This window comes from Citricoccus sp. I39-566 (assembly GCF_031432995.1).
In the GTDB taxonomy this organism is placed as follows: domain Bacteria; phylum Actinomycetota; class Actinomycetes; order Actinomycetales; family Micrococcaceae; genus Citricoccus; species Citricoccus nitrophenolicus_A.
The window spans coordinates 2,138,176-2,150,964 of sequence record NZ_CP133842.1 but is presented as its reverse complement, the minus strand read 5'-3'; the positions used below and the strand labels follow the sequence as shown (position 1 = coordinate 2,150,964).

The 12,789-nt window shown below is 70.0% G+C and carries 11 protein-coding genes, 2 tRNA genes and 1 pseudogene; 6 read left to right on the top strand and 8 right to left on the bottom strand.

The window, feature by feature from the left end:
- Positions 1 to 9: 9 nt before the first annotated feature.
- The 5 genes from clpX to RE421_RS09835 all read right to left on the bottom strand — a co-directional run bounded on the left by clpX (position 10) and on the right by RE421_RS09835 (position 5,055).
- A complete protein-coding gene (clpX, locus tag RE421_RS09855) occupies positions 10 to 1,323 on the bottom strand; it encodes an ATP-dependent Clp protease ATP-binding subunit ClpX (protein WP_309809234.1) in 1,314 nt (437 codons plus the stop codon).
- A gap of 179 nt (positions 1,324 to 1,502) precedes the next feature.
- Positions 1,503 to 2,183, bottom strand: a complete 681-nt coding sequence (locus tag RE421_RS09850) for an ATP-dependent Clp protease proteolytic subunit (RefSeq protein WP_396134481.1) — start codon at positions 2,181 to 2,183, stop codon at positions 1,503 to 1,505.
- 69 nt (positions 2,184 to 2,252) lie between these two features.
- Entirely contained in the window at positions 2,253 to 2,852 is a 600-nt protein-coding gene (locus RE421_RS09845) for an ATP-dependent Clp protease proteolytic subunit (RefSeq protein WP_309817268.1), read from the bottom strand.
- 285 nt (positions 2,853 to 3,137) lie between these two features.
- Positions 3,138 to 4,871: a trigger factor gene (gene tig / locus RE421_RS09840; protein WP_309809232.1), complete on the bottom strand. Its 1,734-nt coding sequence runs from the start codon at positions 4,869 to 4,871 to the stop codon at positions 3,138 to 3,140.
- 110 nt (positions 4,872 to 4,981) lie between these two features.
- Positions 4,982 to 5,055: transfer RNA gene (locus RE421_RS09835), tRNA-Pro, on the bottom strand.
- A gap of 228 nt (positions 5,056 to 5,283) precedes the next feature.
- On the opposite strand from RE421_RS09835, the gene RE421_RS09830 reads away from it, so the two are divergent.
- The 3 genes from RE421_RS09830 (at position 5,284) to RE421_RS09820 (ending at position 6,529) form a co-directional block, all read left to right on the top strand.
- A tRNA-Gly gene (locus tag RE421_RS09830) sits at positions 5,284 to 5,357 on the top strand.
- Positions 5,358 to 5,475: 118 nt separating this feature from the next.
- Entirely contained in the window at positions 5,476 to 5,871 is a 396-nt protein-coding gene (locus RE421_RS09825) for a metalloregulator ArsR/SmtB family transcription factor (protein WP_309809231.1), read from the top strand.
- Position 5,872: 1 nt separating this feature from the next.
- On the top strand, positions 5,873 to 6,529 hold the full coding sequence (locus tag RE421_RS09820) for an SRPBCC domain-containing protein (RefSeq protein WP_309809229.1): 657 nt from the start codon (positions 5,873 to 5,875) through the stop codon (positions 6,527 to 6,529).
- Between the two features lie 25 nt (positions 6,530 to 6,554).
- On the opposite strand, the gene RE421_RS09815 is transcribed toward RE421_RS09820, so the two are convergent.
- On the bottom strand, positions 6,555 to 7,505 hold the full coding sequence (locus tag RE421_RS09815; RefSeq protein WP_309809227.1) for an SDR family oxidoreductase: 951 nt from the start codon (positions 7,503 to 7,505) through the stop codon (positions 6,555 to 6,557).
- A 104-nt stretch (positions 7,506 to 7,609) separates the two neighbouring features.
- Between RE421_RS09815 and RE421_RS09810 the strand changes: the two are divergent.
- Both RE421_RS09810 and RE421_RS09805 read left to right on the top strand, forming a co-directional pair.
- A pseudogene (locus tag RE421_RS09810) lies at positions 7,610 to 7,762 on the top strand (HTH domain-containing protein); the annotation flags it as partial.
- A gap of 136 nt (positions 7,763 to 7,898) precedes the next feature.
- Entirely contained in the window at positions 7,899 to 8,477 is a 579-nt protein-coding gene (locus RE421_RS09805) for a WYL domain-containing protein (protein WP_309809225.1), read from the top strand.
- Positions 8,478 to 8,510: 33 nt separating this feature from the next.
- Here the strand turns inward: RE421_RS09805 and RE421_RS09800 are convergent, their stop codons facing one another.
- Both RE421_RS09800 and RE421_RS09795 read right to left on the bottom strand, forming a co-directional pair.
- A complete protein-coding gene (locus tag RE421_RS09800; RefSeq protein WP_309809222.1) occupies positions 8,511 to 9,461 on the bottom strand; it encodes a DNA-formamidopyrimidine glycosylase family protein in 951 nt (316 codons plus the stop codon).
- Between the two features lie 26 nt (positions 9,462 to 9,487).
- The gene (locus tag RE421_RS09795; protein ID WP_309809220.1) at positions 9,488 to 9,961 is read right to left on the bottom strand and encodes a ribose-5-phosphate isomerase; all 474 of its coding nucleotides are present in this window, start codon (positions 9,959 to 9,961) and stop codon (positions 9,488 to 9,490) included.
- Positions 9,962 to 10,146: 185 nt separating this feature from the next.
- Here RE421_RS09795 and pepN point away from each other — a divergent pair, with 185 nt between their 5' ends.
- A complete protein-coding gene (gene pepN, locus RE421_RS09790; protein WP_309809218.1) occupies positions 10,147 to 12,723 on the top strand; it encodes an aminopeptidase N in 2,577 nt (858 codons plus the stop codon).
- Positions 12,724 to 12,789: the final 66 nt, after the last annotated feature.

Below are 12,789 nucleotides of genomic sequence, written 5' to 3'. Positions count from 1 at the left end.
CGGATGGGTTCAGGCGGACTTGGTGCGGCGCTTGCGCTGCACCTCGCGGGAGATCAGCGTGGCCTCGGCACCGTCCCGGACCACGTCACCGGTGATGACCACGGTGGCGATGTCCTCGCGGGAGGGCAGGTCGAACATGACCGGCTTGAGGACCGCCTCCATGATGGAGCGCAGGCCGCGCGCGCCGGTCCCGCGCTCCTCGGCCTGCTCGACCATCGCGTCCAGGGCATCGTCCTCGAACTGCAGCTCGACGCCGTCCATGAGGAACATCTTCTGGTACTGCTTCACGAGCGCGTTCTTCGGCGTCGTGAGGATGTTGACCAGCTGCTCGTGGTCCAGGTTGTCCACCGTGGTGATGACCGGCAGGCGGCCGATGAACTCCGGGATCAGGCCGAACTTCAGCAGGTCCTCCGGCCGCACGTCCGAGTAGGAGACGTCCCGCTTGCCGATCGTGTTCAGCGGCGCCCCGAAGCCGATGCCCTTGGATCCGGCCCGCGAGGAGATGATCTCGTCCAGGCCGGCGAAGGCCCCCGCCACGATGAACAGCACGTTCGAGGTGTCGATCTGGAGGAACTCCTGATGCGGGTGCTTGCGTCCGCCCTGCGGCGGAACGGCAGCGGTGGTGCCCTCCAGGATCTTCAGCAGGGCCTGCTGGACTCCCTCGCCGGAGACGTCACGGGTGATCGAGGGGTTCTCGGACTTGCGCGAGATCTTGTCGATCTCGTCGATGTAGATGATGCCCTGCTCGGCCTTCTTCACGTCATAGTCGGCGGACTGGATGAGCTTGAGCAGGATGTTCTCCACGTCCTCGCCCACGTAGCCGGCCTCCGTCAGGGAGGTGGCGTCCGCCACGGCGAAGGGGACGTTGAGCTTCCGGGCCAGGGTCTGTGCGAGGTAGGTCTTGCCGGAACCGGTGGGGCCCACGAGCAGGATGTTGGACTTGCCGACCTCCACGTCCGCCAGCTCGTCCGCCTCCTCGCCCGAGCGGTCCGCGAAGGACTCGCTCTTGGACTGGGCCGGCTGCTGCCCCGAGCGGATGCGCTTGTAGTGGTTGTAGACCGCGACGGCCAGGGAGCGCTTGGCCTCCGACTGCCCGATCACGTACTCCTCCAGGAAGTCGTAGATCTCCTTCGGCTTGGGCAGCTCGATCTCGGCGGTCTCGGCGACCTCGGAGAGCTCCTCCTCGATGATCTCGTTGCACAGCTCGATGCACTCGTCGCAGATGTAGACGCCGGGACCGGCAATCAGTTTCCGGACCTGCTTCTGGCTCTTTCCACAGAACGAGCACTTCAGCAGGTCGGCGCTCTCACCGATGCGGGCCATGCGGGTATCTCCTCGATAGGGGTCGGGCGGCCAGACGTAGCTGCCCGGGGTACTGCCATCCCAGCTTAGGGGGTGGACACGATAAGGCGCTGGACCGCAACGGCGGCCCGCGCCCGGCATGACCTGTCATGCTTCAGGCGCGTGCCGCCGTCGGGATCCGGACGGGCCGGGACGCCCGCTCAGCTGGAGAGCTGCGGGCGGGAGATCTTCCGTGAGTCCAGGACCTCGTCCACCAGGCCGTACTCCTTGGCGCCGGCGGCGGAGAGGAACTTGTCGCGGTCGATGTCCACGCGGACCTGCTCGGCCGTCTTGTTGGTGTGGCCGGCCAGCGTCTCCTCCATCCAGGTGCGGATGCGGAGCAGCTCCTCGGCATGGATCTGCAGATCCGTGGCGGTGCCGCGGTCTCCGCCCATGGAGGGCTGGTGGATCAGCACGCGGGCGTTCGGCAGGGCCAGCCGCTTGCCGGGGGCACCGGCGGCCAGCAGGACCGCGGCGGCGGAGGCCGCCTGGCCCAGGCACACGGTCTGGATCTCCGGGCGGACGAACTGCATCGTGTCGTAGATCGCCGTCATGGCGGTGAACGAACCGCCCGGGGAGTTGATGTACAGGGTGATGTCCCGCTCCGAGTCCATGGACTCGAGCACGAGCAGCTGGGCCATGATGTCATCGGCCGAGGCGTCGTCCACCTGGGCGCCGAGGAACACGATGCGGTCCTCGAACAGCTTGGCGTAGGGGTCCTGGCGCTTGAAGCCGTAGGGCGTGCGCTCCTCGAACTGGGGCAGGATGTAGCGGTTGCTCGGCGCCGGCTGACCGGAGCCGGAAGGCATTGCGGCAGGCATCCCGGTGGTGAAGTGATTCATGTCTGGTCTCTCCTGGGCGAAAGGGGTGTTCGGTGGGGTGAACGGGCGGGCCGTCCGGCCGGAGCCGGATCAGGCGTTGGCGTCCACGCCCCCGCCGCCGGACACGGAGCCGGCACGTTCGGCGATGTGGTCGAAGAACCCGTACTCCAGGCCCTCCTGCGCGGTGAACCACTTGTCCCGCTCGTTGTCCTTGAGGATGGTGTCCACGGTCTGGCCGGTCTGCTCCGCGGTCAGCTCGGCCATGACCTGCTTCATGTGCAGGATCAGCTGGGCCTGGATGCGGATGTCCGACTCGGTGCCGCCGATGCCGCCCGAGGGCTGGTGCATCAGGATGCGGGCGTGCGGGGTCGCGTAGCGCTTGCCCGGGGTGCCCGAGGAGAGCAGGAACTGGCCCATGGAGGCCGCCATGCCAGTGGCCACGGTCACCACGTCGTTCGGGATGTACTTCATGGTGTCGTAGATCGCCATGCCCGCGGTGATGGATCCACCCGGGGAGTTGATGTAGAGGTAGATGTCCTTGTCCGGGTCCTCGGCGGAGAGCAGGAGCATCTGCGAGCAGATGGCGTTGGCGTTCTCATCCATGACCTCGGAACCCAGCCAGATGATGCGTTCCTTGAGCAGACGGTTGTAGATGTAGTCCTCGCGGGCTGCCGGATCAACCGACGCCATACGGGGAGCAGTGGACGATGCGGACATGACGCCCTGCCTTCCTTCAGATGGACTTCTCATGCACCGGTGGCACCTGTTGGTGCACGGCGGGCAGTGATCTTGGATCGAGACTACTGTCCTCGGACCGGGCTGTGTCCCTTCTGGCCCGGCTGTTCGCTGTTGGCGTGGATGGATGCGCTGCCAGCGGACCGGCCCTTCCGCCGGACAGCAGAACGCCCGGACCGCACCACGGATGGTCCATGGTGCGGCCCGGGCGTCCGGTCTGGCGTCAGTGTCCAGCCGGGATCACTCGGCCGAGTCGGCCGGCTCCTCGGCGGTCTTCGCGGTGGTGGTGCGCTTGGCCGGAGCCTTCTTGGCCGGGGCCTTCTTCGCCGGAGCCTTCTCGGTGTCCTCGACGTCGGCCTCGGCCTTCTTCGCGGCAGCCGACTTCGCGGCGGTGGTGCGCTTGGCCGGCGCCTTCTTGGCCGGAGCCTTCTCGATGTCCTCGACGTCGGCCTCGGCCTTCTTCGCGGCAGCGGACTTCGCGGCGGTGGTCTTGGCCGGAGCCTTCTTCGCGGGGGCCTTCTTCGCGGGGGCCTTCTTCGCCGGGGCCTCCTCGGTGGCCTCGGCCGGGGAATCGGCTGACGGGGCGGAATCCGCAGAATCGGCGGAGTCAGCCGAATCAGCGGAGTCGGCGGAGTCGGCCGAATCAGCGGAGTCGGCCGAGTCAGCGCCGTCTTCGCCGCCCGGGGTGACGAACGCGGTCAGGTCCACGGCGTTGCCGTCCGTGTCCGTGACCACGGCGTACTCGAGGACCTTGGCGAGGGCCTTGCGGCGGCGCACCTCGCCCATGATCATCGGGACCTGGCCGGCCTGGTCCAGCATCTGTGCGAACTGGTTCGGGTCCATGCCGTACTGCTGGGAGGTGGAGATGATGTACTCGATCAGCTCGCCCTGGTCCACGCCGACCTCTTCGGCGTCGGCGACCTTGTCGAGGATGATCTCGTTGCGGAAGGCCTCGCGGGCGTTCTCCTCGACCTCGGTGCGGTGCTCCGGGGTGTCGTGCTCATCGCCCTCGGCGTGGCCCTGCCCGGTGAAGTGCTGCTCGATCTGCTCGGCCACCACCGAATCGGGAACCGGGACCTCGACCAGCTTCACGAGCTCCTCGAGGACCTTGTCACGGGCCTCGATGCCCTGGCCGGTGACGGCACCCTCGGAGGCCTTCTCCTTCAGATCGGCCTTGAGCTCGTCGATCGTGTCGAACTCGGAGGCCAGCTGGGCGAAGTCGTCGTCGGCCTCGGGAAGCTCACGCTCCTTGACGGCGCCGAGGACCACCTTGACGGTGGCCTTCTCGCCGGAGTGCTCGCCGCCGGCGAGCGTGGTCTCGAAGACGGCGTCCTCGCCGGCCGACAGGCCCTCCAGGGCCTCGTCCATGCCGTCCAGCATGGTCCCTGCGCCGACCTGGTAGGACAGGTCCTCGGCGTGGTCGACCTGCTCGTCACCGATGGTGGCGGTCAGGGTCAGCGTGACGAAGTCGTCCTTCGTGGCGGGGCGCTCCACGGTCTTGAGGGTGCCGAAGCGGGAGCGCAGCTCGTCCAGGGCCTTCTGCTCGTCCTCCTCAGAGGCGGCCGCGGGCTCCACGGTGACCTTGAGTCCCTTGTAGTCGGGCAGTTCCACCTCAGGGCGGATGTCCAGCTCGACGCTGAACGTCAGGGGCCCCTCGTCCTGACCGTCGACGCCAGGCATCGAGGTGACCTCGACCTCGGGACGGGACATCGGCGTGGTCTCGGTCTGCGCCAGGGCCTCCTGGTAGAAGTCGTTCAGGCCCTCGTTGACGGCCGTCTCCACCACGTAGCCGCGGCCGATGCGCTGGTCGATGATGCGCGCAGGAACCTTGCCCTTGCGGAAGCCGGGGACCTGGATCTGGTTGGCCACGGACTTGTAGGCCTGGTCCAGGCGCGGCTTGAGGTCCTCGAAGGGGACCTCGACGTCCAGCTTGACCCGGGTCGGGCTGAGGTTTTCTGCGGTGCTCTTGACCACGTGGGACTCCTGTGTGGATTGATCGTCTCGTGTATATGGGCGCGGATGGGCCCGGCCGCCGGGCATCCGGTGAATCAGGCCTCCCCCGGAAGGAGGGGGAGACCATGACGTCGGGGTGACAGGATTTGAACCTGCGGCCTCACGCTCCCAAAGCGCGCGCTCTACCAAGCTGAGCTACACCCCGCAGACGGCCCTGGCCATTTCTGGCCAGAGACCAGTGTACGCACTGGACACGCCATACTCCGCATTCAGTCCACATTCAAGCCTCGCCGCACCTCCGGCACGCCGTCGCGCCGCGCCGGTCGTGCGGCCTTTTGCGACCCGGTCGAACCGCTTGATAGGATCGTCCACGCTGCGAACGAGGATCGCGGGACGGCCTGGGTCCAGGCCACACCAACCTCCCGGACGCCGTGGGGATGTAGCTCAATGGTAGAGCCCCAGTCTTCCAAACTGGCTACGCGGGTTCGATTCCCGTCATCCCCTCCACACCATCACCGCACCGCAAGCCCCGGGTCCACCCGGGGCTTGCGGCGTTAACGCGGCACGCTTCTCCGAGTGTTCATAAAGCCTTGCCTTATATAAGTTGAGGTGAAAGGATCGGTCCATGCACGCTCTCGACGTCCTCGGTGACCCGGTACGGCGCCGCATCCTGGAGCTGCTCGCCGACGGCGAGCTGAGCGCCGGCGAGGTGGGCTCCGTGGTCCAGGCCGAGTTCGGCATCAGCCAGCCGGCGGTCTCACAGCACCTGAGGGTCCTGCGCGAGCAGGGCTTCGCCACGGTCCGCCCCGAAGGCACGCGCCGGCTCTACGCTGTGGACCCCCGGGGGCCGCGGCAGGCGAGCGAGTGGCTCAGCCCCTTCGAACGGTTCTTCACGCCGAAGCTCGACGCCCTGGGCACGGAACTGGCCCGGGGCAGGCGCCAGCGCCGGCTCGCCGCCGAGCGTGCCGCCCCATCACCCCCTCTCCCGACCACAGCAACACCCCTTCCGAAGGAGGACTGACATGGTGGATGTACAGAAGCAACTGGCCGCGGTCACCCGAAGCGTGGCCCTCCAGGACCGGGACGGCGAGCCCTCGCATGTCCAGACCCTGGAGCAGACCTATCCCGCCGGACTCGACGATGTGTGGGAGGCCGTCACCACGGCCGAACGGATCGTCCGCTGGTTCCTGCCGATCAGCGGAGACCTCCGGCTCGGCGGCCGCTACCAGTTCGAGGGCAACGCCGGCGGCACGGTGCTCGAGTGCACCCCACCGGCCGACGGCACGGCCGGATACCGCGTCACCTGGGAGTTCGGCGGCGGGGTCACCTGGGTGACCATCCGCCTCACCGCCGAGGGTGAGGACACGAGGTTCTCGCTGGAGCACGTGGCCCCCGCCGCAGCGGTTCCCGCAGAGATGTGGGACACCTTCGGCCCCGGCGCCACCGGCGTGGGATGGGACGGCGGACTGCTCGGCCTGGGCCTGCACCTGGGCGCCACGGAGGGGTCCCTCTCACCCGGGGAGGCGGAGGCCTGGGCCGTCACCGAGGAGGGCAAGGCCTTCTACCGCGGTGCCGCCGACGGATGGGCCGCGGCGCAGGTGTCCGCCGGGACGGACCCCGAGACGGCGGCCCGCAAGGCGGACGCGACGTTCGGGTTCTACACCGGGGCCGGCCAGTGACCGGTCTTCGCCGCCCGCGGGCAACTCACCGGTAGTCCCCCACCTCGAGGTCCCCGGCCGGGGCCTGCTCCATCGCCCGCAGGAAGGACCAGGCATCCGGCCGGGAACCGTCCTGGTCCCGCAGGTCGTCGTGCCGGGCCAGCTCGAAGGAGCTCACGGAGCGCGTGTTCCAGGCCGCCCGACCGGGGTCGGCCGCGAGCGCGCTGATGCCTCGGGCCAGCATCGCGGGGGTCTCGGAGATGACGAACTCGTAGGGCGGCACGGCGTCTGCCCGGCCGCGGTTGGCCTCGGATGCCTCGCGCCACGTCTCCTCGGTGACCCCGAAGGCCTCGAGCATCATCTCCGAGCGCAGCCAGCCGGGGGTCACGGACACGGCGGTCCCGCCGTGGTCCGCCAGTTCATGGCCCTCCGCGAACGCCAACCGGTCCACGGCGGTCTTGGTGAGGTCGAGGAAGACCGTCTCCCGGTAGTGGGAGACGTTGTAGGCCCGGGTTCCGTCGATGACCTCCACCACGAGCCCGCCGGGGTTCCGGGCCAGCAGTCCCAGCGCCGCGTGGCTGGTCAGCAGGTGGGTCTTCAGTCCCGTGTCGAACAGCCGCAGCCCGGCGTCGAGGTCGTACTCCCAGAGGGGGAGGCCGAACTGGACGTAGGCCTCGCCCCCGATGTCGTTCACGAGGATGTCCAGGCGTCCCTGCTCCTCCTCGATGCGGTCCACGAGGTCCCGCACGGCCCCGGGGTCCAGATGATCCACCACCACCGGGTGGGCGGTACCGCCAGATGCGGTGATGAGCTCGGCGGTGCCCTCGATCGTCTCGGACCGTCCGGAGTCCGAGGGCCGGCCGGCCGTGGAGCGTCCCGTGCAGTGGACCACGGCCCCCGCCCGGCCCAGCTCGCGGGCGATCGCGCGCCCGGCGCCGCGGGTCGCCCCGGCCACGAGCGCGATGCGTCCGGTGAGGTCCTGCGTCCTGTGGTTCATCCGTCTCTCCCGATGCTCTGGGTCTGTCGCGGTGTGTCTCTTCCGCGGTCCAGTGTCACCGGTGATGACGACAGCCCCTGTCGTCAATCGGTAGATTCCTCCCCATGCGCACCACACGCCTGCTGGCGGTGATGATGGAGCTGTCCCGCAGCCCCTGGACCACGGTCCGGCACCTGGCCGACCGCCACCACGTCTCCACCCGCACGATCCAGCGGGACCTGGCCGCGCTCCACGGGATGGGCGTTCCCGTGTGGACCCGCACCGGGCCGGACGGCGGGGTCGGACTGGTCGAGGGGTGGTCCTCCCCCGTGACCGGCATGACCAGCTTCGAGCTGCAGTCCCTGGTCATCGGGGAGGCCGTGGAGCGGTCGGCGGAGCGGTTCTTGGCGGACCATGGGCGGTGGTTCGCCCCCCCGGGAGGATCCCCCGGCCCTGGCCACCGTCTCGCGGGCCGTCTGGACCGGACGGCGGCTGACCATCGGCTACGGCGAGCCCGGCAGGTTCCGAGTGGTGGATCCCCTCGGCCTCGTCCTCAAGACGGACCTCTGGTACCTCGTGGCCGCACACCGGCGCCGGCCCAGGACGTACCGGCTCTCGCGCATCCTCTCGGCCCGGATCCACGAGGAGCAGTCGTGGCGGCCGAACGGTTTCTCCCTCGCCGAGTACTGGCAGCAGAGCCGCGCGGCGTTCGAGGCCTCGGTCTACCGGGTCGAGGTGCGCCTGACCCTGCCCTCCGCGGCCGCGGGCCGGCTGCGTGCCGAGGTCCCCGGGCCGACCACGGCGGACGCCCTGGACCACGCGGTCCCGGCCGGTGACCGCCTCGAGGTGATCCTGCCCATGGAGGACCCGGACATCGCCCTCGCCCAGCTCCTTCAGGTCCCGGGCCTCGAGGTGCTCTCACCGGAGGAGCTGCGACGGCGGATCCGGGACCGCGCCGAGGACATCGCGGCCCGTCACGCACCACCGGACTGAGGCGTCGCTCGGCACGGTCTCAGGCGGTCGGCCTCACGACTGGCACCGGGGGCACCAGAACAGCGAGCGCCCCTGCATCGTGGCCCGGCGTACCTCGGCCCCGCACACGCGGCAGTCCAGGCCGTCCCGCTGGTACACGTAGTAGGCGTTGTCCGGCCACAGCGGGGCGGGTTCGCCCTCCTCGGTCAGGGCGCCGCGATGCTCGGGACGGGTGGTGATGATCCGGCCCCGCCGCACGCCGTCCTGCATCAACTCCACAAGGTCCTCCCACAGGGCCGCACCGGCCGGCCGGCCGAGACGCTTGCCCGGCAGCCACGGATCCAGGCCCTGCCGGAACAGGGACTCGGCCCGGTAGATGTTCCCGGCGCCGGCCAGCACGGCCTGGTCCATCAACAACTGCCCGAGCGCCACGCCCCGGCCGGACACCCGCTCGAGGAACCGCTCCGGCCCGGGCTCGGGCCCGAGGGGGTCCGGTCCGAGGCGGTCGACGACGGCGGCCGCCTCCGCGGGCGTGATCACCTCGCAGGCGCTCGGGCCGCGCAGGTCCGCCCAGCCGTGGTCGGAGACCAATCGAACGCGCACCTGTCCCACCGGTTCCGGCGGGCCGGCGTACGCGAGGGCCGGGCCGTCGTCGTGCTCAGGGGCGTCCGGAGGCGCCTCGAAGGTGTCCGTCTCCCCCATCCGCCGGGGCGCGCCGATGCTGGAGGCCCCGCGGAAGGTCTCGTCCCCGCCGAAGCTGAAGGCGCCGTACAGGCCGAGGTGGACGCGCAGCACCCGCCGGGCGTCCCCGTCGGTCGCCCCAGGGTCGCCGAAGTCGAGGAAGAGGTGCTTGCCGTGCGCTCGGGCGCCGCGGAGCACCTGGCTGTCCAGCAGCCGCGCCCCCGCCTCGAAGCGGCCCTGCGGGGAGCTCACGCGCAGCCGCTGGCCGGCGAAGACGTCGGTGAACTGGCGGGCGAGGCGGTGGATCGAATGGCCCTCAGGCATTTCAGTGCGCTCCCGTGCCGTCCCGCTCAGTCGAGGACTTCGCGGGTCTGCTCGAAGTGGGCGATCTTGCCGATGCGCCGCACGTGGCGCTCCTCGCCGGAGAACGGGGTGGCCAGGAAGGCCTCGATGATCTCGGTGGCCTCGGTCAGGGAGTGCTGCCGGCCGCCGACGGCGATGACGTTGGCGTCGTTGTGCTCGCGCGCCAGCCGGGCGGTGTCCAGGTTCCAGGCCAGGGCGGCGCGGATGCCGCGCACCTTGTTGGCGGCGATCTGCTCGCCGTTGCCGGAGCCGCCGAGCACGATCCCGAGTGCGTCCACGCCGGACTGCTGGTCCACCACCACGGCCGCGGCGGCGTTGATGCAGAAGGCCGGGTAGTCGTCCTGCGCGTCGTAGGACTGCGGGCCGTGGTCCACCATCTCGTATCCGGCCGCGCCCAGGTGCTCGATCAGGTGGGCGCTCAGCTCGAGGCCGGCGTGGTCGGTGGCGATGTGCACGCGCATGGTTCTGCTCCTGGTGTCGGCGGCGTTGGTTCAGGGTCGGTCGGCCCGGTGGGACCCGGTGGGCTACGGTCGGGACCAGCGTCCAGCCTACCGGCGGGTGCCGCGCACTACCGGAGACGGTGTGGCCGGTGGCACAATATCCCCTGGACCAGTTATCCAGCATTCGTTTCACAACCGGAGGCCCCGTGCCCACTCTGAACATCACCCGTACCGAGGCCGCCGCGCGCGCCGCGGCCCTGTCCGTCCGCTCCTACGAGGTCACCCTGGACCTGACCGGCGGGGGCGAGACCTTCCGCTCGGCCACCACGGTCACCTTCTCCGCGAGCCCCGAATCGGTCGGGACCGCAACCTTCATCGACTTCGTCTCCACCCAGGCCCCGTCCGTGACCCTCAACGGCGAGGTGCTGGATACCGGGGCCTTCGACGGCACGCGGATCGCGATCGGCCCCCTGGCCGCCGAGAACGTCCTCGTGGTGGACGGTGCAGCCGACTACATGAACACCGGCGAGGGCCTGCACCGCTTCGTGGACCCCGTGGACGGCGAGACCTACCTGTACTCGCAGTTCGAGGTCCCGGACTCCCGCCGCATGTTCGCCGTGTTCGAGCAGCCGGACCTCAAGGCCGCCTTCGCCTTCACCGTGACGGCCCCGGACCACTGGGCCGTGGTCTCCAACTCCCCCACGCCGCAGCCGGTGCCCGCCGCCCAGGCCGGCACGTCCACCTGGGTCTTCGAGCCGACCCCGGTCATCTCCTCCTACATCACCGCGCTGATCGCCGGACCATACAAGTCCACCCACTCCGAGCTGACCAGCTCCGACGGCCGGACGATCCCGCTGGGCGCCTACTGCCGCGCCTCCCTGTTCGAGTACCTGGACGCCGAGAACATCTTCGAGCTGACCCGCCAGGGCTTCGAGTTCTACGAGGCCCAGTTCGGCACCCCGTACCCCTTCGCCAAGTACGACCAGCTCTTCGTCCCGGAGTTCAACGCCGGGGCCATGGAGAACGCCGGCGCCGTGACCTTCCTGGAGAGCTACGTCTTCCGCTCCACCGTGCCCGAGGCCATGGTCGAGCGCCGCGCCATCACCATCCTGCACGAGCTGGCCCACATGTGGTTCGGCGACCTGGTGACCATGAAGTGGTGGAACGACCTGTGGCTCAACGAGTCCTTCGCCGAGTTCATGTCCACGCTCTCCGCCGCCGAGAACACCCGGTACACGGGGGCCTGGACCACGTTCTCCTCGATGGAGAAGAACTGGGCCTACCGGCAGGACCAGCTCTCCACCACGCACCCCATCAAGGCCGAGATCCGGGACCTGGACGACGTGCTGGTGAACTTCGACGGCATCACCTACGCCAAGGGCGCCTCCGTGCTGCGCCAGCTGGTGGCCTGGGTGGGCCAGGAGAACTTCATGGCCGGGGTGCGGGCCTACTTCGACCGGCACGCCTGGTCCAACACCGAGCTGCCGGACCTGATGCGCCAGCTGGAGGCCTCCTCCGGACGCGACCTGTCCGAATGGACCCGGCTGTGGCTGGAGACCTCGGGCGTGAACACCATCGCCGTGGAGGTGGACGGCGAGGAGGCCGACGACGGCGCCGTCACCTCCCTGCGCCTACGCCAGTCCGCGCCGGCAGAGGCACAGCCCGGGGACGGCATCCTGCGCCCGCACCGCATGGCAGTGGGCTTCTACTCCGCCGACCCGTCGGGCAAGCTGGTGCGCACCGACCGCTTCGAGCTGGACGTGGCCGGTGAGGTGACCGAGGTGACCGAGGCGGTGGGGAGACCGCGCCCCGATGTCATCCTGCCGAACGACGATGACCTGGCCTACGCCAAGATCCGGCTCGACGCGGCCTCCTGGTCCTACGTGGCCACCCACCTGAAGGACGTGGCCGAGTCCCTGCCCCGCACCCTGCTGTGGGGTGCCGCCTGGGACACCGTGCGGGACGCCGAGGCCACCGCCGGCTGGTTCGTGGACCTGCTGCTGGCGAACATCGGCCACGAGCGCGACTCCTCCGTGGTGCAGACCCTGCTGCGCCAGCTGACGACCACCCTGTCCCAGTACGCCGCCCCGGAGCACGCCGCCGGGCTGCGCGAAGAGGCCGCGGAGAGGCTGCTGGAACTGGCCCGCGCCGCCGAGTCCGGCTCGGACAACCAGCTGCAGTTCGTCAAGGCCTTCGCCCTGCACGCCCGCACCGCCGGGCAGCTGGACACCCTGGCCGGACTGCACGCCGGCACCGAGGTGCTCGACGGCCTGGACCTGAACACGGACCTGAAGTGGGAGATGCTCACCGGGCTGGTGGCCGGCGGCCGCGCGTCCGAGGCCGAGATTGCCGCGGCCGAGGCGGCCGACGCCACCGCCACCGGTGCGCTGGCCGCATCCCAGGCCCGGGCCGCCGTCGCCACCGCCGAGGCCAAGCGGACCGCCTGGGACCAGGTGGTGTCCGGCTCGCTGTCCAACATGACCCAGCGCAACGTGCTGCTCGGCTTCAACCGCGTGCACGATCCGGCGCTGCTGGCCCCGTTCGCCGACAAGTACTTCGCCGGCGTCGAGCAGCTGTGGGCCTCGCGCTCGCACGAGATGGCGGAGTCCGCCGCGATCGGGCTGTTCCCGGGTGCCCAGGTGTCCGCCGCGACGATCGAGGCGGCCGACGCCCTGGTCGAGCGCAGCCGCGCGCAGCAGCCGGCCCTGTCCCGTACCGTGGCCGAGTCCCGCGACGAGATGGTCCGCGCCCTCGCGGCCCGGAAGGCCGACGCCTCCCGGTAGCCGCACCCCTCGTCCCTCCCCCAGGCACACAGTGACCTGACCCCCACCCCAGTCCCGGGGTCAGGT

What these genes read in the sequence shown, in the direction of transcription:
- clpX (WP_309809234.1), bottom strand. Translation starts at nt 1,323, where the DNA reads ATGGCCCGCATCGGTGAGAGCGCCGACCTGCTGAAGTGCTCGTTCTGT.
- RE421_RS09850 (WP_396134481.1), bottom strand. Translation starts at nt 2,183, where the DNA reads ATGAATCACTTCACCACCGGGATGCCTGCCGCAATGCCTTCCGGCTCC.
- RE421_RS09845 (WP_309817268.1), bottom strand. Translation starts at nt 2,852, where the DNA reads ATGGCGTCGGTTGATCCGGCAGCCCGCGAGGACTACATCTACAACCGT.
- RE421_RS09825 (WP_309809231.1), top strand. Translation starts at nt 5,476, where the DNA reads ATGCACGCTCTCGACGTCCTCGGTGACCCGGTACGGCGCCGCATCCTG.
- RE421_RS09820 (WP_309809229.1), top strand. Translation starts at nt 5,873, where the DNA reads ATGGTGGATGTACAGAAGCAACTGGCCGCGGTCACCCGAAGCGTGGCC.
- RE421_RS09815 (WP_309809227.1), bottom strand. Translation starts at nt 7,505, where the DNA reads ATGAACCACAGGACGCAGGACCTCACCGGACGCATCGCGCTCGTGGCC.
- RE421_RS09805 (WP_309809225.1), top strand. Translation starts at nt 7,899, where the DNA reads ATGGGCGGTGGTTCGCCCCCCCGGGAGGATCCCCCGGCCCTGGCCACC.
- RE421_RS09800 (WP_309809222.1), bottom strand. Translation starts at nt 9,461, where the DNA reads ATGCCTGAGGGCCATTCGATCCACCGCCTCGCCCGCCAGTTCACCGAC.
- RE421_RS09795 (WP_309809220.1), bottom strand. Translation starts at nt 9,961, where the DNA reads ATGCGCGTGCACATCGCCACCGACCACGCCGGCCTCGAGCTGAGCGCC.